Annotated in this window: 16 protein-coding genes; 6 read left to right on the top strand and 10 right to left on the bottom strand. The window is 69.9% G+C overall.

What is annotated here, in order from left to right:
• Positions 1-224: 224 nt before the first annotated feature.
• The 4 genes from ACH4TV_RS01105 to ACH4TV_RS01120 all read right to left on the bottom strand — a co-directional run bounded on the left by ACH4TV_RS01105 (position 225) and on the right by ACH4TV_RS01120 (position 4,229).
• Positions 225-968: a hypothetical protein gene (locus tag ACH4TV_RS01105; RefSeq protein ID WP_398392922.1), complete on the bottom strand. Its 744-nt coding sequence runs from the start codon at positions 966-968 to the stop codon at positions 225-227.
• A gap of 34 nt (positions 969-1,002) precedes the next feature.
• A complete protein-coding gene (locus tag ACH4TV_RS01110; RefSeq protein ID WP_398392924.1) occupies positions 1,003-1,830 on the bottom strand; it encodes an ABC transporter permease in 828 nt (275 codons plus the stop codon).
• A gap of 97 nt (positions 1,831-1,927) precedes the next feature.
• On the bottom strand, positions 1,928-2,899 hold the full coding sequence (locus ACH4TV_RS01115) for an ABC transporter ATP-binding protein (RefSeq protein WP_398395291.1): 972 nt from the start codon (positions 2,897-2,899) through the stop codon (positions 1,928-1,930).
• A gap of 109 nt (positions 2,900-3,008) precedes the next feature.
• The gene (locus ACH4TV_RS01120; RefSeq protein ID WP_398392926.1) at positions 3,009-4,229 is read right to left on the bottom strand and encodes an NYN domain-containing protein; all 1,221 of its coding nucleotides are present in this window, start codon (positions 4,227-4,229) and stop codon (positions 3,009-3,011) included.
• Positions 4,230-4,466: 237 nt separating this feature from the next.
• Here ACH4TV_RS01120 and ACH4TV_RS01125 point away from each other — a divergent pair, with 237 nt between their 5' ends.
• Positions 4,467-4,640 carry a hypothetical protein gene (locus ACH4TV_RS01125; protein ID WP_398392928.1) on the top strand — a complete coding sequence of 58 codons (174 nt, stop codon included), beginning with the start codon at positions 4,467-4,469 and terminating at the stop codon, positions 4,638-4,640.
• A 118-nt stretch (positions 4,641-4,758) separates the two neighbouring features.
• On the opposite strand, the gene dnaE is transcribed toward ACH4TV_RS01125, so the two are convergent.
• Positions 4,759-8,298, bottom strand: coding sequence for a DNA polymerase III subunit alpha (gene dnaE / locus ACH4TV_RS01130; protein ID WP_398392930.1), 3,540 nt, complete (start codon positions 8,296-8,298; stop codon positions 4,759-4,761).
• Between the two features lie 215 nt (positions 8,299-8,513).
• Between dnaE and ACH4TV_RS01135 the strand changes: the two genes are divergently transcribed.
• From ACH4TV_RS01135 to ACH4TV_RS01150, 4 genes are all read left to right on the top strand, one after another.
• A complete protein-coding gene (locus ACH4TV_RS01135) occupies positions 8,514-9,839 on the top strand; it encodes a DUF2252 domain-containing protein (RefSeq protein WP_398392932.1) in 1,326 nt (441 codons plus the stop codon).
• An 86-nt stretch (positions 9,840-9,925) separates the two neighbouring features.
• A complete protein-coding gene (locus ACH4TV_RS01140) occupies positions 9,926-10,615 on the top strand; it encodes a hypothetical protein (protein ID WP_398392934.1) in 690 nt (229 codons plus the stop codon).
• Positions 10,616-10,724: 109 nt separating this feature from the next.
• Positions 10,725-11,573, top strand: coding sequence for a thioredoxin domain-containing protein (locus ACH4TV_RS01145; RefSeq protein WP_398392936.1), 849 nt, complete (start codon positions 10,725-10,727; stop codon positions 11,571-11,573).
• Between the two features lie 139 nt (positions 11,574-11,712).
• Positions 11,713-13,386: an alkaline phosphatase D family protein gene (locus ACH4TV_RS01150; protein ID WP_398392938.1), complete on the top strand. Its 1,674-nt coding sequence runs from the start codon at positions 11,713-11,715 to the stop codon at positions 13,384-13,386.
• A gap of 27 nt (positions 13,387-13,413) precedes the next feature.
• On the opposite strand, the gene ACH4TV_RS01155 is transcribed toward ACH4TV_RS01150, so the two are convergent.
• Entirely contained in the window at positions 13,414-13,983 is a 570-nt protein-coding gene (locus ACH4TV_RS01155; protein ID WP_398392940.1) for a dienelactone hydrolase family protein, read from the bottom strand.
• A gap of 80 nt (positions 13,984-14,063) precedes the next feature.
• On the opposite strand from ACH4TV_RS01155, the gene ACH4TV_RS01160 reads away from it, so the two are divergent.
• Positions 14,064-15,179 (top strand): mechanosensitive ion channel family protein, encoded by a 1,116-nt coding sequence (locus ACH4TV_RS01160; RefSeq protein ID WP_398392942.1) that lies wholly within the window; start codon positions 14,064-14,066, stop codon positions 15,177-15,179.
• 125 nt (positions 15,180-15,304) lie between these two features.
• On the opposite strand, the gene ACH4TV_RS01165 is transcribed toward ACH4TV_RS01160, so the two are convergent.
• From ACH4TV_RS01165 to ACH4TV_RS01180, 4 genes are all read right to left on the bottom strand, one after another.
• A complete protein-coding gene (locus tag ACH4TV_RS01165) occupies positions 15,305-15,775 on the bottom strand; it encodes a GNAT family N-acetyltransferase (protein ID WP_398392944.1) in 471 nt (156 codons plus the stop codon).
• A complete protein-coding gene (locus ACH4TV_RS01170) occupies positions 15,772-16,716 on the bottom strand; it encodes an RluA family pseudouridine synthase (protein ID WP_398392946.1) in 945 nt (314 codons plus the stop codon). Before ACH4TV_RS01170 ends, ACH4TV_RS01165 begins: the two co-directional genes overlap by 4 nt.
• A gap of 85 nt (positions 16,717-16,801) precedes the next feature.
• Positions 16,802-17,374 (bottom strand): signal peptidase II, encoded by a 573-nt coding sequence (lspA, locus tag ACH4TV_RS01175; protein ID WP_398392948.1) that lies wholly within the window; start codon positions 17,372-17,374, stop codon positions 16,802-16,804.
• 158 nt (positions 17,375-17,532) lie between these two features.
• Entirely contained in the window at positions 17,533-18,627 is a 1,095-nt protein-coding gene (locus tag ACH4TV_RS01180) for a TraR/DksA family transcriptional regulator (protein ID WP_398392950.1), read from the bottom strand.
• Positions 18,628-19,116 lie beyond the last annotated feature (489 nt).

Raw genomic sequence — 19,116 nt, forward strand, 5'->3', positions numbered from 1 at the left:
CTTCTTTCCCACCTACCCGCCCCCGCCGCTCCTCCAGCCCAGGCGGTACCTCTCAAGCCTGGCCGGTACCTCTCAAGCCCGGCCGGTACCTCTCAAGCCCGGGCCGGCATCTCCAGCCCGTCCGGCGTTTGAGGACAAGGCCCGTTCAGGGCCGACAGCGGGGTCTGGGGCGGCAGCCCCAGGGATGGGACGGGTAGGGGCGGCGGGGGCGAATCACACCCCCCTTACGCCGGAGGCACCCGCTCGAACCCCTCCGGCTCCGGATCCCGCGGCCCGAACAACCCCGTCAACCCCAGATGCACCACCAGCGCCGCCACCGGCCACGCCAACAACGCCCCCTTCGCCCCCAACTTGAGCGGCGCCATGAACGTGACCCCCTCGCCCACATCCTTCGCGTGAGCGATCACGTCCTGGGCGGGACCGAGCCACACCCCCAGCCGCCACGCCAGCACCGACCCCAGCAGCCCTCCGACAGTCAGCGCCCCCACCAGCGGCACACCCCCACGCCGGCGCACCAGGAACACTCCCAGCGCACTCACCGCCCCGAGCGCCAGGGCCAGCAGAGTAAACGTTCCGTCGACCCCGATGGCCTGCTCGCCCTCGGTGTCCTTGACGTACACGCCCCACCTGTTCTCGACGATGGCCCCGACCAGCGGCACACTCGGCGCCAGCCACCACCACAGCAGCCCGAGCAGCACCCCACCGAGCGCCACCGCCACCGTGATGACGGCGGCCTCCCGCATTTCGGTCTTCATCCCGGGACCGTCCTGTCCGTACGCCGGTCCATACCCGCTTCCCGGGGACGACTCCGGCCAGGACTGCCAGGACCGGCCGTCCGCAGGGTGCTGGAGCGAGGACTTCTGGAGCGAGGGCTGCTGCTGCAAGGGCTGCCCGTGCTGCGGCTGCGGGTCCTGCTCGTGCGAGGGCTCTTGGTGCGGCGGCGGAGGCGGAGTCAGCGGTGCGGTCACTCTGACATCGTGCCAGGCCGGTCTGTGCGCCGCGTCACCGGACGGCCGCCCGGCGGTACGCCCAGGTCGCGACAGCCAGCGAGACCACTCCGACCCCGGCGCACACGGCGAGGTCACCGAAGACGAAGGCCCAGTCGGGGTCGGGCCCGAAGGTCCGGGCGAAGGCCTCCACGCCGTACGTCGAAGGCAGCAGATCGCGCGCGAACCGCACCACCCCCGGCATCCGCTCCGCCGGCAGAACACCCAGCAGCAGCGCCGCCGACATGCCCAACTGCCCGAGCAGCGTGGCCAGTTCCGGCCGCGGCGCGAGCAGCCCGAACGCGGCGCCGAGCCCGGCGAGCGCGGCCCCCGCCAGGGGGATCACCAGGGCGAGCACCCACAGATGCGCCAGCGGCAGCCCGTACAGCAGGCACCCGAACACCGCCGTCACGACGGTCCCCGGCACCGTGAAGGAGGCGTACGCCCCCGCGGCCCCCAGCACCACGGCCGCGGGCGGCACCGGCAGCGTCGCGTAGTGGTCGAGCCCACCACTGGCCTTCAGCTGCCCGAAGTACTGAGCGAGGAGATTCAGCGCGACAAAAGCAACAACAAGCACAGAAGCACCGGCGACCACAGCCCGTGCCTCCCCGCCCCCCTCCACGACCCCCCGCATCAGGATCATGATCCCGACGGACTGGAAGGTCGCCACGAACAGCAGCGGAATCCGCGCGACCCGGGCCCTCGACAGCTGCGCCCGGTACACGGCGACCAGCGCGGGCCACAGCCGCGTACGCGGTCCCAGCTCGGCCGTCGCGCCGCGCGCGGGCTTCTTCTCCACGGCCAGGGCACTGCCCGGCAGCACCTCGGCGGGTACGACACTCACGTCGAGCTGCTCCTCTTCGTCCCGGTCACGACAGCCGCCCCTTCCCCCATCCGCACACATACACGTACGGACCGGAAGCCCCCCACACTCACACCGCTCACGTCTTCACCAGCCCCTGCACATTCCCCCCCAGCGCCAGATACACGTCCTCCAGGCTCGGCGTGGCCAGCGTGAAGTCGTCCAGCGCGGTGAAGGCGGCCCCGCCGGTGACCGTGGCGACGGCCGCGCGGGCCTCCTCGGGAGCCAGCCGCAACGTCCATCGGCGGCCCGACTCGACGGCCCGGTCCCGCAGCGCGGCGACCTCGGGAACGTGCAGGGGCGCCGACTCGCGCCAGACCAGGTCGACCCGGACCTCGCCCGCCACCTGCTCCTTCAGCCCGGCCGGGGTGTCGCACGCGATCACCCGCCCCCGGTCGAGGACGGCGACCCGGTCCAGCACCGTCTCCGCCTCGATCACGTTGTGCGTCACCAGCAGCACCGTCGTACCGCGCTCGGCCCGCCGCCGGTCGACCGCCGACCACACGGCCCGCCGGGCCACCGGATCCATCCCGGTCGTCGGTTCGTCGAGGACGAGCAGCGGCCGTTCCCCGACCAGCGCGGTGGCGAAGCAGGCGAGCCGCCGCTGTCCACCGGACAGCTTGCGGATGGGCCGGGCGGCCAGCGCCGTGAGCCCCAGCTCCTCCAGCACGGCGTCCCGCTCCGAGCGGGCCTGCCGTACCTCCAGGCCGCGCAGTCGCGCGGTGGTCTCGACGGCGAGCGACACGGTGAGCTCGTCGAGGGCGCTGGACTCCTGGCCGAGGTAGGCGAGGATGCGTGCGGCCCGCTCGGGGTGGCGCACGATGTCGTGGCCCAGGATCTCGACGCTGCCACTGTCGGGGCGCATCAGGCCGGTGATCTGCCGTACGAGGGTCGTCTTCCCGGCACCGTTCGGCCCCAGCAGTCCGAAGATCTCACCGCGCCGGACGTCCAGGAGTACGGCGTCAGTGGCCCGCACCTCGGGTGTTCCGGGGGAACCGCGCCGGCCGCGTACCGCCCGATAGGTCTTGGTGAGATCGCGCACCGCGCACACGACATCGTCACCGTGTCGGGCTGCGGGTGCCATGCGCGTACTCACGAAGGACGAGAGTACGGGGTGCCCGACTCCGCCAGAAATCCAACCCCGTCCGCACGGGGCCGGCTCACTCCCCGGCGGGCGCGTGCTCCGCCGCCGTGCGGGCGTCGATCTCGCGCCAGAAACCGGCCCTGATCGCGTACCGGTCGTGCTCGTCGATCTGGTCGTCCTTGTGGGCGAGCAGGCCGAAGCGGGCCGCGTAGCGCAGCAGCTCCCCGTCGACGCGGTGCGGGATACGGGGGTACATCGTCGACAGTTTCTGGAGCTGGGCCGATTCGGGGAGGCGCTCCATCCAGCGGCGCGCGAACACCTGTCCGACCTCGAACGGATCGCCGCCGACCGTGGTGATGTCCTCCTCGCGGTCCGCCCACCGCTGCTCGGCCGAGGTGAGCTGGGCCAGCGTCGGCATGGAGGCGATCTCGGGGGGCTCGGAGGCGACGCCCGGCCGGTCGACCCAGCCCTTGTCCGAGGACCAGCGCAGGGTCGCGCTCGCGGGCTGCTGGGCGGTCTGGGCGCCAGGGGCACGCAGCGCGGCGAGGTCCTTGGGGGTCGGTACGCCCTTGGGGGCGGGCACCCGCTCCTGCGCGCCGTTCTCCTCGGCGGGCGCCGTCGCGTGCTCCTGCTGCTCCCCCACGCCCCGCTCGGCCGCCTGCGCGAGCGCCGACTCGGGCAGCGGCGCGGAGAGGATCGCGGCGATCTCGGGGCGGGGCGCGGGCTGCGGCGCGCAGACCCCGCCAAGATCCTTGGCCCGTACGGCCTTGGTGATCCACACACGGTCGAGGACGCGCCGCTCGTCGGCCTCCGCGACCAGGTCCTCGGACTGGTTGTAGTCGCCGTCGGCGGCCTGCACGGCCCACAGGTGTACGGCGACGCCGTGTTCCTTGGCGGCCATCATGCCGGGCAGCAGGTCGCCGTCGCCGGTGACGAGGACGATGTCGGAGCAGGCGCGGTTGCGGGCGAGCTCGGTCAGCTCGGCGTGCATGGCGGCGTCGACGCCCTTCTGGGCCCAGCGTCCGTCGCTGCGGGTCAGGGCGCCCAGTCGGACGGTGACGCGGGGCATCACGCGCAGCCTGCGGTGCTCGGGCTGGGGCACGCGGTCGGGGGCGCCGTCGAACCAGTAGATGCGCAGCAACGGCCGTTCGGTGTCCGACTCGGCGCGTTCACGCAGGCCCTGGATGAGGGCGGTGTGGTCGACGGTGATCCGGGACCGCGAGGGCTCTCCGGCGAGAAGACTCGCGGCGGCCCCCAGCAGATACCCGGCGTCCACCAGGACGATGCAGCGGTCCACGCGATCCACCCTCTTTCCGGGAGGTTTGCTTCGGGCTTCCTTCGAGTCTGCCCGACCGCGCGGAGGTTAACGGCCCGAACTCGATCTTCGGCGTGGCGTTTCCCTCGCCACTCGAGTGTCCCACCGCACGGCAAGACCTTATTACGCACGGTAATTCTCCGACATGCACGCTTTGTCGGGCCGTGTGAATCTGAGTTCGGCTCTGGTCCCCAGACCCCCCTCAGGAGGCAGATCACCATGGCCAAGAACAAGAAGCAGAGTCGCCAGCAGCACCAGGCGTCACAGGCCGAGCGCGGTACCGAGGAGGCGAAGTCCTCCTCGATGGAATCGCAGGCCGAGCAGCGCGCCACCCAGGTGACTCCCGGTGATATGGCACGCAAGGGCCGGCAGAAGCGCTTCGGCCACAACTGAGCCACAACCGGCATCTGAAACCGGGCTGTTGAAGCCCAGACACAGCGAGGGGCGCACCCTGAACCGGGTGCGCCCCTCGCTCACGTCGGCTGCCCGCGGTCACCCGCGGGCGGCTCACTCAGACGGCCAGACAGGCCGCCCCGAGCAGCACCTTCAGGTCACCGAAGAGCGCCGGGTCGGCCTTCACCCGGTGCCGGTCGAGCCGCAGCACCGTGGTCTTGCTCGGCCCCTGGAGCCTGATGCGGACCTCGCTCTCGCCCTTGTGGTGGCTGAGGATCTCGCCGAGCCTGCTGATCATCGGCGGGGTGATCTTCAGGGCGGGGATGGTGAGGATCACGGGTGCGTTGGTGCCCGCGTTGGACAGGTCGGGAACCTGGAGTTCCATCGCGACCAGGCGCGGGACGTCCTCGCGCTTGTCGAGGCGTCCCTTGACGAACACGACGGCGTCCTCGACGAGTTGGGTCGACACCAGCTGGTAGGTCGCCGGGAAGAACATGCACTCGATGGAGCCGGCGAGGTCCTCGACGGTGGCGATGGCCCAGGCGTTGCCCTGCTTGGTCATCTTGCGCTGGAGGCCCGAGATGATGCCGCCGATGGTGACGACCGCGCCGTCGGCGTGCTCACCTCCGGTGAGCTGGGAGATACCGGCGTCGGCCTTGTCGGAGAGGACGTGCTCCAGGCCGAAGAGCGGGTGGTCGGAGACGTACAGGCCGAGCATCTCCCGCTCCTGGGCGAGCAGATAGGCCTTGTCCCACTCGTCGGTGGTGAACTCGACGTCCAGGCCGAAGCCGGGCTCGCTGGTGTCCTCGTCGCCCATGCCGCCGAAGAGGTCGAACTGTCCCTCGGCCTCTTTCCTCTTCACCGCGACCACGTTGTCGATCATCGGCTCGAAGTGCGCGGTGAGGCCCTTGCGGGTGTGCTGCATGCTGTCGAACGCGCCGGCCTTGATCAGCGACTCCGTGGTCCGCTTGTTGCAGACGACGGCCTCGACCTTGTCGAGGTAGTCGGGGAACGAGGCGTACTTCCCCTTGGCGTTGCGGGACTTGATGATCGACTCGACCACGTTCGTACCGACGTTGCGTACCGCGGAGAGGCCGAAGAGGATCACGTCGTCGCCCTGGGCGGCGAAGTTGGACATCGACTCGTTGACGTTGGGCGGGAGCACCTTGATGCCCATGCGCCGGCACTCGTTCAGATAGATCGCGGACTTGTCCTTGTCGTCCTTGACCGAGGTGAGCAGTCCGGCCATGTACTCGGCCGGGTAGTTGGCCTTCAGGTAGGCGGTCCAGTACGACACCAGTCCGTACGCGGCCGAGTGAGCCTTGTTGAAGGCGTAGCCGGCGAAGGGGACCAGGACGTCCCACAGGCCCTGGATCGCCTCGTCGCTGTAGCCGTTCTTCTTGGCGCCGGCCTGGAAGATCGTGAAGTTCTTGGCCAGTTCGTCGGGCTTCTTCTTGCCCATCACGCGGCGCAGGATGTCGGCCTCGCCGAGCGAGTACCCGGCGATGATCTGGGCGGCCTTCTGCACCTGCTCCTGGTAGACGATCAGGCCGTAGGTGACCGCCAGAACCTCTTGCAGAGGTTCCTCCAGCTCCTTGTGGATCGGGGTGATCTCCTGGAGCTTGTTCTTGCGGAGCGCGTAGTTGGTGTGCGAGTCCATGCCCATCGGGCCGGGACGGTAGAGCGCCGAGACGGCGGAAATGTCCTCGAAGTTGTCGGGCTTCATCAGGCGCAGCAGGGAGCGCATGGGTCCGCCGTCGAACTGGAAGACGCCGAGGGTGTCGCCGCGCTGGAGCAGTTCGAAGGTCTTCGGGTCGTCGAGCGGCAGGCTCAGCAGGTCGAGGTCGATGCCCTTGTTGAGCTTCACCATCTTGACGGCGTCGTCCATGATGGTCAGGTTCCGCAGGCCCAGGAAGTCCATCTTGAGCAGGCCGAGCGACTCGCACTGCGGGTAGTCCCACTGTGTGATCGTCACGCCGTCGGTGTGCCGCACCCAGACCGGGGCGTGGTCGACGATGGGTTCGCTGGACATGATGACGCCGGCCGCGTGCACACCCATCTGCCGGACCAGGCCCTCGACGCCCTTGGCGGTGTCGATGACCTTCTTCACGTCCGGTTCGTTCTCGTACATCGCCCGGATCTCGCCGGCCTCGCCGTAGCGCGGGTGCGTGGGGTCGGTGATGCCGTTGAGGTCGATGCCCTTGCCGAGGACGTCGGCGGGCATGGCCTTGGTGAGCCGGTCGCCCATCGCGTAGGGGTAGCCCAGCACGCGCGCGGAGTCCTTGATCGCGTTCTTCGCCTTGATCTTGCCGTAGGTGCCGATCATGGCGACCTTGTCGGCGCCGTACTTCTCCGTCACGTACCTGATCACCTCGACGCGCCGGCGTTCGTCGAAGTCGATGTCGACGTCGGGCATGGAGACGCGCTCGGGGTTGAGGAACCGCTCGAAGATCAACCCGTGCGGGATCGGGTCGAGGTCGGTGATGCCCATGGCGTACGCGACGATCGAACCGGCGGCGGAACCACGGCCGGGACCGACCGCGATGCCCTGCTTCTTGGCCCACATGATGAAGTCGGCGACGACGAGGAAGTACCCCGGGAACCCCATCTGGATGATGACGTCCATCTCGTACTCGGCCTGCTTCTGGCGGCCGTCCGGGACGTTGCCGTTGAAGCGGCGGTTCATGCCGAGGCGGACTTCCTCCTGGAACCAGGTGACCTCGGTGAAGCCGTCCGGGATGTCGAACTTCGGCATGAGGTTCTTGGCCTGGAACATGCCTTCGGTGTCGATCTGTTCGGCGACCAGGAGAGTGTTGGCGCAGCCCTCCTGCCAGGCGTCCGAGGAGTCGATGGCGTACATCTCGTCCGTGGACTTCAGGTAGTAGCCGGTGCCGTCGAAGCGGAAGCGGTCCGGGTCGGAGACGTTCTTGCCGGTCTGGATGCACAGCAGCGCGTCGTGCGCGCCCGCCTCGTGCGGGTACGTGTAGTGCGAGTCGTTAGTGACCAGCGGCGGGATGCCGAGCTTCTTGCCGATCTCCAGGAGGCCTTCGCGGACCCGGCTCTCGATCTCGATGCCGTGGTCCATCAACTCCAGGAAGTAGCGGTCCTTGCCGAAGATGTCCTGGTATTCGGAGGCCGCCTTGAGCGCCTCGTCGAACTGGCCGAGGCGCAGCCGCGTCTGCAGCTCACCCGAAGGACACCCGGTGGAGGCGATGAGCCCCTCGGACCACTGGGAGATGGTCTCCTTGTCCATGCGCGGCCACTTCTGCAGCCAACCCTCCTGGTACGCGTCCGAGGACAGCCGGAAGAGGTTGTGCAGGCCCGTCGAGTTGGCCGCCCAGATCGTCTTGTGGGTGTAACCACCCGAACCGGACACGTCGTCGCGCTTCTGGTGCGGCTGTCCCCACCGGATCTTGCGCTTGTTGCGCCGCGACTCGGGCGCCACATACGCCTCGATACCGATGATCGGCGTGACGCCCGCCTTCTTGGCGGTGTGGAAGAAGTCGTACGCCCCGTGGAGGTTGCCGTGGTCGGACATGGCGATATGGGTCATGCCCATCTCGTTGCACGCCTCGAACATGTCCTTGAGCCGCGCGGCACCGTCCAGCAGCGAGTACTGGGTGTGGACGTGCAGGTGCGTGAACGGCGGCTTTGACACGGCGTGGCCTCCATGGAAAACACTCGGCGACAGGCTGCGGGCAGTCTGGGGGAACAGCGACGAAGTCTATGCCTCGGCACTGACATTTCACGGGTGGGTCGTGGGCACTCCGGCGTACCGTCGGACGTTGGAGGGGCGACGGAGTCGTCCGTCCCGCCGGGCGGTCCGTCCGGCCTCATTCGTCACGCATTACCTGCACCAGGAGGCACCCAGCGATGTCGGTCCCGCAGCTCAGCGCCGAGCACCGCGGCGAGGAGATCCTCACCGTATTCGACACCGCGTTCGGCGAGCTCCTGGCCGCCGACCCGGCGGCGTTCCGCGTGAAGTTCCGCAAGATGGCGGCCTCGGCGTTCGCGTTCTACCGGGGTACGGCGTGCCTCTTCTACCACGACCTGGACGAAGAGAAGCGGGGCGGACCGTACCTGGACGACCGCACCGCCCGCGTGTGGATCCACGGCGACCTGCACGCGGAGAACTTCGGCACGTACATGGACGCCCAGGGCCGGCTGATCTTCAACGTCAACGACTTCGACGAGGCGTACGTCGGCCCCTTCACGTGGGACCTCAAGCGCCTCGCCGCCTCCCTGGCCCTCATCGGGTACGCGAAGGCGCTCTCCGACGAACAGATCACCGAGCTCGTACGGACGTACGCGGGCGCCTACCGCGAGCGGATCCACGCCCTCTCGACCGGCGCCAAGAGCGACGAGGTGCCGCCGTTCACCCTGGACACCGCCGAGGGCCCGCTGCTGGACGCACTGCGCGACGCCCGCTCGCTGACCCGGTTCGGCCTCCTCGACTCGATGACGGAGATCCGCGACTTCGAGCGCCGGTTCGCACCGGGCGGCGGCTCCATCGAGCTGGACGCGGCAACCCGCTACAAGGTGCTGGCCGCCTTCGACGGCTATCTGGAGACGCTGCCCGAGTCGTCTCTGGACCGCCCGGACTCGTACCGGGTGAAGGACGTCGTCGGCCGGCGCGGCATCGGTATCGGCTCGGCCGGGCTGCCCTCGTACAACATCCTTCTGGAGGGCGCCACCGACGCCCTGGAGAACGATGTGGTGATCTACATCAAGCAGGCCCAGACCCCGGCCGTCTCCCGGCACATCACTGACCCGGCGATCCGCGGCTACTTCCAGCACGAGGGTCACCGCACGGTGATCTCGCAGCGCGCTCTCCAGGACCACGCCGACCCGTGGCTGGGCTGGACCGAGCTGGACGGCCGCGGTCAACTGGTCGCCGAGGTGTCGCCGTACGCCGTGGACCTGGACTGGGGCGACATCGACGACCCGGAGGAGATCGCGGCCGTCGTCGCCGACCTGGGCCGGGCCACGGCCACGATGCACGCGGCGGCGGACGACCAGTCCGGCGAGTCCCTCGTGCCGTTCTCCACGGAGCGTGCCATCGACGCGGCGATCGCGGCCGACGAGGCGGGCTTCGCGGACGTCCTGGTGGACTTCGCCCACGAGTACGGCGCCCGCGCGCGCAGTGACCACCAGATCTTCGTGGACCTGTTCCGCAACGGCCGGATCCCGGGCCTCTAGACGTCTGGACCGTGTGGACCGTGCACGGGCTCACAGGAAGCTTTTAGGGGCCTCTTACGGGCGTCCGTGACACACTCTCCTCCGCTATGGACATATCCGGGACCCAGCTCAGAGCCGTACGCGCGGCGCTGTTCACGGCACTCGTCGTGACACTCAGCAGCGCGTCGCACGTGCTGCTGTCCCGGGTCCCGCTGCCGATGGGGACGGTGGCCGTGATCGCCGCCGCCGTCTTCGTCGTCGCGTTCGCGCTGGCCGGCCGCGAGCGCGGCTTCGGCCGGATCGCGGCGCTGCTGATCCCGCTGGAGCTGGCCGCCGACACTGTCTTCACCACCGGCCAGACCCTCTGTTACGGCCGGGCGGGCGGCCCGGTCGCGGGCCCGCTGCGCTCCGTCGGCCTCGACGTGTTGTGCGGGGGCGACAGCGTGGGCACCCCGCTGGCCCGGGTGGCGGGCACCGACACCGACCGGGTCGCGGCGCTGCTCGCCCACGCCGGTCCGTCGACCGCCTGGCTGCTGCTGGCCGCGCACGTCGGCGTGGGGCTGCTGGCCGCCGCCTGGCTGCGTCGCGGCGAACGGGCCCTGGCCCAGCTGCTGGGCGCGCTCACCGCCGCCACCTTCCGCCCGCTGCTGCTGGCCGTCACCGCGGTGACGGTCCGGTCCGCCCCGGCGGTACTCCGCCCGCTGCGCGCCGCGCAGCGCACGACCACCCTCCGCACGCGCCTGTTCGTGCACTCCCTGGGACGACGAGGACCACCGCGCCCGATCGCTTTCGCCTGAGGCTGAGCCACAGCCCGCCCGGCGACAGCATCCGAGCACCGGCAAGTCCCCTCATCCACCTCCGCGTACGACGCCCACGACGCGTACGCGTTCCAGGGAGATCACCAGCATGAGCAAGCGGAACAGCCAGGCGTCCAAGAGCGCGGCCCGTGAGCGGCTGCGCGAGGAGCGCGAGCGCCAGGCCAGGCGCAACAAGGTCAAGCGGCAGGCCATCGTGGCCGGCTCGGTCGTCGGCGTGCTCGCGATAGCCGGCGGTATCGGCTACGCGGTCGTGCAGAACAACAAGCCGGGGTACTGGGACGCGGCGAAGGACGAGAAGGTCGTCGCGCCGGCCAACACCACGGGCACGAACGGCACGACGGTGGTTCTCGGCAAGAGCACCGCCAAGAAGACCCTCAAGCTGTACGAGGACCCGCGCTGCCCGATCTGCGCCCAGTTCGAGGAGACGGTCGGCCCGACCCTCCAGCAGGACTTCGACGCGGGCAAGTACAAGATCCAGTACATCGGCGGTACGTTCCTCGACGGCGACACCGATGACAACGGAAAGATCGAGATCGGCTCCCGCGGTGAGGGCTCCAAGAACGCGATGAGCGCCATGGGCGCCGCGCTGAACGTGAGCCCGGAGGCGTTCCTGGCGTACAAGACCGCCCTCTACTCGACGAAGTACCACCCCGAGGAGACGGACGACAAGTTCAAGAGCGACGACTACCTCATCGAGGTGGCGAACACGGTCGGCGCGCTGAAGAACAACACGGCGTTCCAGACCGCCGTCAAGGACGGCACGTACGACGCCTGGGCGCTGGCGATGTCCGAGACGTTCAACACCAACAAGGACGAAGTCAACGGCACCCCGAGCCTGGTGATGGACGGCAAGAAGCTCACGGCCCCGAACAGCGAGAACGCGCCCATGACGGTCGCCGACTTCAACACGGCGATCGAGGCGGCGCTGAAGGCCTGAGCAGCGGGGTTCCGGGGCCTTCGGAGCACCGGCCGTACGGTCCGCCGCCCCGGCCCCGGTGGACGATCAGCCGAAGAGCGGGCGAACTTCAGCCGTTTCGCCCGCTCTACCGCCTTACCGATCAGTAATCTCAGCGCCCGTGACGAGTCGAAGCAGTTCCTCCGAGTCCACGGGCGCCCAGCTCAACTCCCGCGCCCCGCGCCGCCGTACGGTCGTCAAGGCCGCGGCTGCCACCGCCGTACTGGCCGGCCCGTTGGCCGCTGCCCTACCCGCCCGGGCCGCTGCCGAGGCCCCCGCCTTCCGCCACGGCGTCGCCTCCGGCGATCCGCTGCCGGACGGCATCCTGCTGTGGACGCGCGTGACGCCCACCGCCGAGGCGATACCGGGCTCCGGGCTGGGCCCGGACACCGAGGTGGCCTGGACCGTCGCCCGCGACAAGGCGTTCACGAACGTGGTCGCCAAGGGGTCGACCACGGCGACGGCCGCCACCGACCACACGGTCAAGGCGGACATCCGGGGCCTCGCGCCGGCCACGGACTACTGGTTCCGCTTCTCGGCCGGCGGTACGGACTCCCCGGCCGCCCGTACCCGGACCGCGCCCGCCGCGGACGCCGCCGTGTCCAACCTCCGCTTCGGCGTGGTCTCCTGCGCCAACTGGGAGGGCGGCTACTTCTCCTCGTACCGCCATCTCGCGGCCCGCGGAGACCTGGACGCCTGGCTGCATCTCGGCGACTACATCTACGAGTACGGGACCGGCGAGTACGGCACCCGTGACACCGTCGTACGCCCGCACGCCCCCACGCACGAGATCCTCACGCTCGCCGACTACCGCGTACGGCACGGGCACTACAAGACCGACGCCGACCTCCAGTCGCTGCACGCGGCAGCTCCCGTCGTCGCGATCTGGGACGACCACGAGTTCGCCAACGACGCCTGGTCGGGTGGCGCCGAGAACCACACCGAGGGCGCGGAGGGCGCCTGGCCGGCCCGGCAGTCCGCCGCGAAACAGGCCTACTTCGAGTGGATGCCGGTCCGCCCGGCGATCGCGGGCACCACCTACCGCCGGCTCCGCTTCGGCAAGCTCGCCGACCTCTCCCTCCTGGACCTGCGCTCCTTCCGCTCCCAGCAGGTGGCCGTGGGCAACGGCTCGGTCGACGACCCGGAGCGTACGATCACCGGCCGGGCCCAACTGGACTGGCTGAAGGCGGGACTGACGGCCTCGGACACCACCTGGCGGCTGGTCGGGAACTCGGTGATGATCTCGCCGTTCGCCATCGGGTCCCTCACCGCCGGCCTGCTGAAGCCCCTCGCCGAACTGCTCGGTCTGCCCAAGGAGGGCCTCGGCCTCATCACCGACCAGTGGGACGGCTACACGGACGACCGCCGCGAAATCCTCGCCCATCTGCGCACCAACGCGATCCGCAACACCGTCTTCCTGACCGGCGACATCCACATGGCATGGGCCAACGACGTGCCCGTGGACGCCGGTACCTACCCGCTGTCCCCCTCGGCCGCCACCGAGTTCGTCGTCACGTCGGTCACCTCCGACAACCTCGACGACCTCGTCAAGGTGCCCGAGGGCACCGTCACCGCGATCGCCGCGCCGATCATCCGCGCGGCCAACCGGCACGTCCACTGGGTCGACACCGACCGCCACGGCTACGGCGTCCTGGACATCACCGCCGACCGCGCGCAGATGGACTACTACGTGCTGTCCGACCGCACGAAGGCGAACGCGACCTCGGCCTGGTCACGCTCGTACCGCACACGCAGCGGCACGCAGAAGATGGAGCGGACGTACGCCCCTGTGTAGCCCGCGGGACACAGGCCGACGTCGGCCCTACAGGCTGTCGAGGAAGCCGAGCGCCACCCGCCAGGTGGCCTCGGCCGCCTCCTCGTCGTAGTCCGGCAGAGCGGGGTCGGTGTAGAGGTGACCGGCTCCGGCATACCGATAGATCTCCACGTCGGCGCCCGTCCTGCCCATCTGGAGATACCAGGAGCTCAGCCAGTCGTCGGTCTCGAAGGCGTCCGGCTCGGCCACGTGCAGCTGGACCGGCAGCTCGTCCACCGACGCGGTCTCGGCGATGTCCGACGTGCCGTGCAGCAGCAACAGCCCGCGTGCCTTGTCGTCGCCGAGCGCGAGCGTCTGGGCGGTCGCGGCGCCGAAGGAGAACCCTGCGTACACCAGCCCCCGCCCGGAGTAGGGCGCGGCGGCCAGGATCGCCCGCTTGAGCAGCTCGTCCTTGCCTATGGCGTCCTTGCAGGCCCGCCCCTCCTCGACGGTCTCGAAGATGTGCCCGTCGAAGAGATCAGGGGTCCACACCTCGTGCCCGGCCGCCCGCAGTCGGTCCGCGGCGGCGTGCACGGCGGGGCGAAGCCCATAGGTCGAGTGAAAGAGCATGACGTTCATGAGGACATCGTGCCAGCCGCCACTGACAGAGAACGAAGTCACATGTTCATGACCGCCCTTCACCGGTTACGTTCTCCGGCATGGAGAACGTACTGCGCCCGCTGATCGTCGTCGGTGGCTCGGTCGTGCTCACGCTGCTCATCGGCTGGGCCACGGACCGCTTGCTGCGCAAGGCGGACGAGCGACAGACCGAGACTCCGCTGTGGGGCCTGCTGCGCCGCGGCCGGATCCCGTACCAGCTCGTGCTGTGCGCGGCCCTGCTGAGAGGCTCGTACGACCAGGCCGACCTGTTCCAGGAGCACCGCGTCGGCATCGGCCGGACCCTGACCCTGGTGCTGATCGGGTCCGCCGCCTGGCTGGTGGTGCGTATCGCGGCGGCGATCGTCGAGACGACGTACACCCGTTACGCCAGGAACCACCGCGATCCGGCCCGGCTCCGCCGGGTGCGCACGCAGGTGTCGCTGATCACACGGGCCGTCGCCGCGGTCGTCGGTGTGATGGCCGTCGCCGCGATGCTGCTCACGTTCCCGGCGATGCGCGCGGCCGGCGCCTCGCTGCTCGCCTCGGCCGGCATCCTCGGCATCGTCGCCGGCATCGCGGCCCAGTCGGCGCTCAGCAACATGTTCGCGGGGCTCCAGATCGCCTTCGGCGACATGGTGCGCATCGGTGACACGGTCGTGGTGGACGGCGAGTGGGGCACGGTCGACGAGATCACGCTGACGTTCCTGACCGTGCGCACCTGGGACGAGCGCCGCATCACCATGCCGGTCTCCTACTTCACCTCGAAACCCTTCGAGAACTGGTCGCGGGGCGGCGCCCAGATGACCGGCATCGTCTTCTGGCACCTCGACCACAGCGCGCCCGTGGAGGCGATGCGCGCGAAGCTCCGCGACATCCTGCGCGGGTGCCCGGCATGGGACGGCCGCGCCTGCGACCTGTCCGTCACGGACGCCACGCCGAGCACCATGGAGGTACGCGCCCTGGTGACGGCGAAGGACGCGGACGACGTCTGGACGGTCCGGGTCATGGTCCGCGAGCACATGATCCGCTGGCTGACCGAGGAACACCCGTACGCCCTCCCCCGCGTCAACACGGCGGACGCGGCCCTGCCACCGGGCGTCGAGGCCCCACGCCGATCCCCGGACGGAGTCCCACGCAGGGCCCACGAAACCCCACGGGCAACCGGCCGAACCTGAAGAGACCACTCAGCGCGAGATGCCCGTCCCAGGACGGGAAAGCCGCCAACGAAGAGCACCCCCCACAGGCGAGGCCCACCTCTCAACGGACTCGCCACGGGCGGTGCGCGGGTGGGAGAGAAAACTCAAAAAGAGCGGCGCATCGCCAGATGCGCGATGCCGGCCTCGGAGAACTCGTCCCCGTACCCCGCATACCCGAGCCGTTCATAGAACCCCGACGCCGAGGTCTGCGCATGCAGATCAACGGCGACCAGCCCCAACTCCCGAGCCGCATCCTCGATACCCCGCACGAGCGCGACCCCGACCCCGAGCCCCCGCGCTTCCTTCCGCACCGCGAGCCGCCCGAGCGACCCCACGGACAGGTCACCGCCGGTCCGCCCGGCCGCCGCCGCCCCGTACAGCAGCCGCCCCGTGCCGAGCGCCACCCCGTCCTCCCGGACGGCCAGCACATGCACCGCGCCCGCGTCGTACTCGTCGTACTCCAGCTCCTGCGGCACCCGCTGTTCGACGACGAAGACCTCCTTGCGCACCGCGAAGCAGGCCTCGCGGTCGGCGGGATCATCAACGACACGCACCGCGTACGACGGCTGGCTCACGCGTACGTCTCCTCGCGGACCTGCTCCAGGGCCTGCGCCAGGTCGTCCGGGTAGTCGCTCTCGAACTCGACCCACGTCCCGTCCCCCGGGTGCTCGAAGCCGAGGCGTACGGCGTGCAGCCACTGGCGGGTCAGACCGAGCCGCTTGGAGAGCGTCGGGTCCGCCCCGTACGTCAGGTCGCCGACGCAGGGGTGCCGGTGGGCGGCCATGTGGACGCGGATCTGGTGGGTGCGGCCGGTCTCCAGCTTCACATCGAGCAGGGAGGCCGCGCGGAACGCCTCGATGAGGTCGTAGTGCGTGACGGACGGCTTACCCTCGGCCGTGACCGCCCACTTGTAGTCGTGGGTGGGGTGCCGGCCGATGGGCGCGTCGATCGTGCCGCTCATCGGGTCGGGGTGGCCCTGGACCAGCGCGTGGTAGCGCTTGTCGACGGTGCGCTCCTTGAACTGGCGCTTGAGCGACGTGTACGCGCGCTCCGACTTGGCGACCGCCATCAGGCCGGACGTGCCGACGTCGAGCCGGTGCACGATGCCCTGGCGCTCGGCGGCACCGGAGGTGGAGATGCGGTAGCCGGCGGCGGCGAGCCCACCGATGACGGTCGTCCCGGTCCAGCCGGGCGACGGATGCGCGGCCACGCCGACGGGCTTGACGATCACGACGATGTCGTCGTCGTCGTGCACGATCACCATGCCCTCGACGGGCTCGGCCACCACCTGCACGGGCGCGGGTGCCTGCGGCATCTCGACCTCGAGCCAGGCGCCGCCGTGCACCCGCTCCGACTTGCCGACCACCGAGCCGTCGACCGTGACCTTCCCCGCCGCGGCCAGCTCGGCGGCCTTCGTACGGGAGAAGCCGAACATGCGGGAGATGGCAGCGTCGACGCGCTCGCCCTCCAGGCCGTCCGGCACGGGCAGGTTGCGGATCTCGGGAATGGTGCTCACCCGTCGAGTATGCAGGACTGGCCCGACGCCCCCGACCGGAGCCTGTGGATAACCCGCCGACCCGGCCTTCCCGCACCCTCTCTGCTCAGTCCTTGTGGACGGTCCCGTCCGGGTCGAGCCCCTTGAAGGACAGCAGCACGATCAGGATGCCGCCGCAGACGATCGCCGAGTCGGCCAGGTTGAAGACCGCGAAGTGCTTGGGTGCGATGAAGTCGACGACCGCGCCCTCGAAGACGCCCGGCGAGCGGAAGATCCGGTCGGTCAGGTTGCCCAGCGCGCCGCCCAGCAGCAGACCGAGCGCGATCGCCCAGGGCAGGCTGTAGAGCTTGCGGGCCAGGCGGGCGATCACGACGATCACGGCCGCCGCGATCACCGTGAAGATCACGGTGAAGGCCTCGCCGAAGCCGAAGGCCGCGCCCGCGTTGCGGATCGCCTCGAACCTCAGCCAGTCCCCGATGATCTCGATCGGCGCGTGGTGCTCCAGCTTCGCGACCACGATCATCTTGCTGACCAGGTCCAGCGCGTACGCCAGCGAGGCGACCGTGAACAGCACGACGACCCGGCGCTTGCCCCGGGGCCGCTCGTCCGGGGTCTCCGGCTCGGACCCCGCCGCGTCTGGGATATCCGGCGTACCGATGATGCGCTCCGCCTCTGCCACGTGAGTCCCTCAACCTAGGTGCCTGACTGAGGACGAGAGTACGACACGCCTCCTGGCACACAGCAGTGCAGGAGGCACACGGCGGCGAATCGACGGACGAGAAGTACCAGAAGCACCAGAAGCTCCCGTGGACCGGCCCACGACCGGTCCACCACCGCTCAGTAGCGCCGTTCCTCCTTCTGCTTGCACTCGACGCACAGCGTCGCGCGCGGGAAGGCCTGCATGCGTGCCTTGCCGATCGGGCTGCCGCAGTTCTCGCACAGGCCGTACGTGCCCGCGTCCAGCCGCTCCAGCGCCCGCTCGTCCTGGACGAGTACCTCGCGCGCGTTGGCCGCCAGCGCCATCTCGTGCTCGCGCGTGATGTTCTTGGTACCGGTGTCCGCCTGGTCGTCGCCCGCGCCGTCCCCGGAGTCCCGCATCAGACCCACGAGCGACTGCTCGGACGACGCGATCTCGGCGCGCAGCCGCTGCACCTCGGACTGCAGCTCGGCACGTGCCCCCGCCACCTCCTCCGGGGTCCATGGGTCCTCACCGGGGCGTACGGCGAGCTCGCCCGGCTCCACCGCCGCGACGATCCGCGCCTTGGGTACCGCGCTGGGCTTCTTCGCCGCCGTGGCCGTGCCAGGAGTCTTCTTCGCAACCACCGTCGTGGCTCCCGTCGTCTTCGCGGCCTCGGCCGCGCCCGCCTTATTGGCCGTGCTCTTAGTGGAGGTGCGTTTGCCGGCGCCACCCTGAGCTGCGGTGCTCCTGGAGGCAGCGGTCTTCTTCCCAACGGCTTTCTCAGCGACAGCCTTCTTGGCCACCGTTTTCGTACCAGCTGTTTTCGCGCCAGCCGTTTTCTTGCCCACCGCCTTCTTTGCTACGGCCTTCTTTGCTACGGCCTTCTTGCCTGCCGCCTTCCTGGCCACCGTTTCCTTCACCGCGGTCTTCTCGCCGGCAGGTCTCCCGGCCCCCGCAACCGCTTCCTCAGCGACGCTCTTCCTTGCGGCGCTCTTCTTCGGGACGGCCTTCTGGGAGGCGGCCTTCGAAGCCGCCGTCGTCTTCACGACGGCCTTCTTCGCGACAACCCGCTTCACCCCCGCCGTCCCAGCACCAGAACCCCCCGTCGAACCGCCCGCCGCCCCTCCGCGGACGCTCTTCTTCGCGCCCGTCCCCTTGCTACCCCTGCCGCTGCCACCCGTACCGCCGGAGGCCCCCGCAGCCGTGGATCTACTGGACGCCGACTGCTGTACGGCGGTCTTTTTCGCCACCATGGCCGCGGCCCCTTCACATATTGTGATCTTGCTCGCGAATCGTGCTGGGACGATAAATCGACTTGAGTCCCGCGGCAACGGGGCACGCCGCCCGATTCGCCCGCCCCGCCGGTCCCGCGGGGCAAGCCTGCATGCGTTGTGCCCAGCTCCCCGCCGGGTAATCCGCCGAGCCGCGCGTCCCGGAATCCGGGCACCCGCCCCTCGCCATTCGGGTCAGTCCGGGCCCGGAAACGCCCCGTCGGCCAGGCCGCCGCCGAGGCCTGAACCGGGTCCGGAAAACCGGTCGGCCGCTGTCGGTGGGGCGCCGTACACTGGGCGGAGCGAGAAGCGTGGATGGGGACGAGTAGCGGCGTACGCAGCCCAGAGCGACCCGGGGACGGTGGAAGCCCGGGGGCGAGCGCGACGCGAAGATCACCCCGGAGCCGCCGGAAGAAGGCCGCAGCAAGGCGAGCAGGACAGCCGAGGCCAGTAGACCCGGCATCGCGACCC

The organism is Streptomyces sp. NPDC020898 (assembly GCF_044333925.1).
GTDB lineage: Bacteria > Actinomycetota > Actinomycetes > Streptomycetales > Streptomycetaceae > Streptomyces.

Excerpts from the sequence above, each read along its gene's own strand:
- ACH4TV_RS01160 (WP_398392942.1), top strand. The coding sequence starts at position 14,064 with ATGGAGAACGTACTGCGCCCGCTGATCGTCGTCGGTGGCTCGGTCGTG.
- ACH4TV_RS01155 (WP_398392940.1), bottom strand. The coding sequence starts at position 13,983 with ATGAACGTCATGCTCTTTCACTCGACCTATGGGCTTCGCCCCGCCGTG.
- ACH4TV_RS01145 (WP_398392936.1), top strand. The coding sequence starts at position 10,725 with ATGAGCAAGCGGAACAGCCAGGCGTCCAAGAGCGCGGCCCGTGAGCGG.
- ACH4TV_RS01180 (WP_398392950.1), bottom strand. The coding sequence starts at position 18,627 with ATGGTGGCGAAAAAGACCGCCGTACAGCAGTCGGCGTCCAGTAGATCC.
- ACH4TV_RS01140 (WP_398392934.1), top strand. The coding sequence starts at position 9,926 with ATGGACATATCCGGGACCCAGCTCAGAGCCGTACGCGCGGCGCTGTTC.
- ACH4TV_RS01125 (WP_398392928.1), top strand. The coding sequence starts at position 4,467 with ATGGCCAAGAACAAGAAGCAGAGTCGCCAGCAGCACCAGGCGTCACAG.
- ACH4TV_RS01135 (WP_398392932.1), top strand. The coding sequence starts at position 8,514 with ATGTCGGTCCCGCAGCTCAGCGCCGAGCACCGCGGCGAGGAGATCCTC.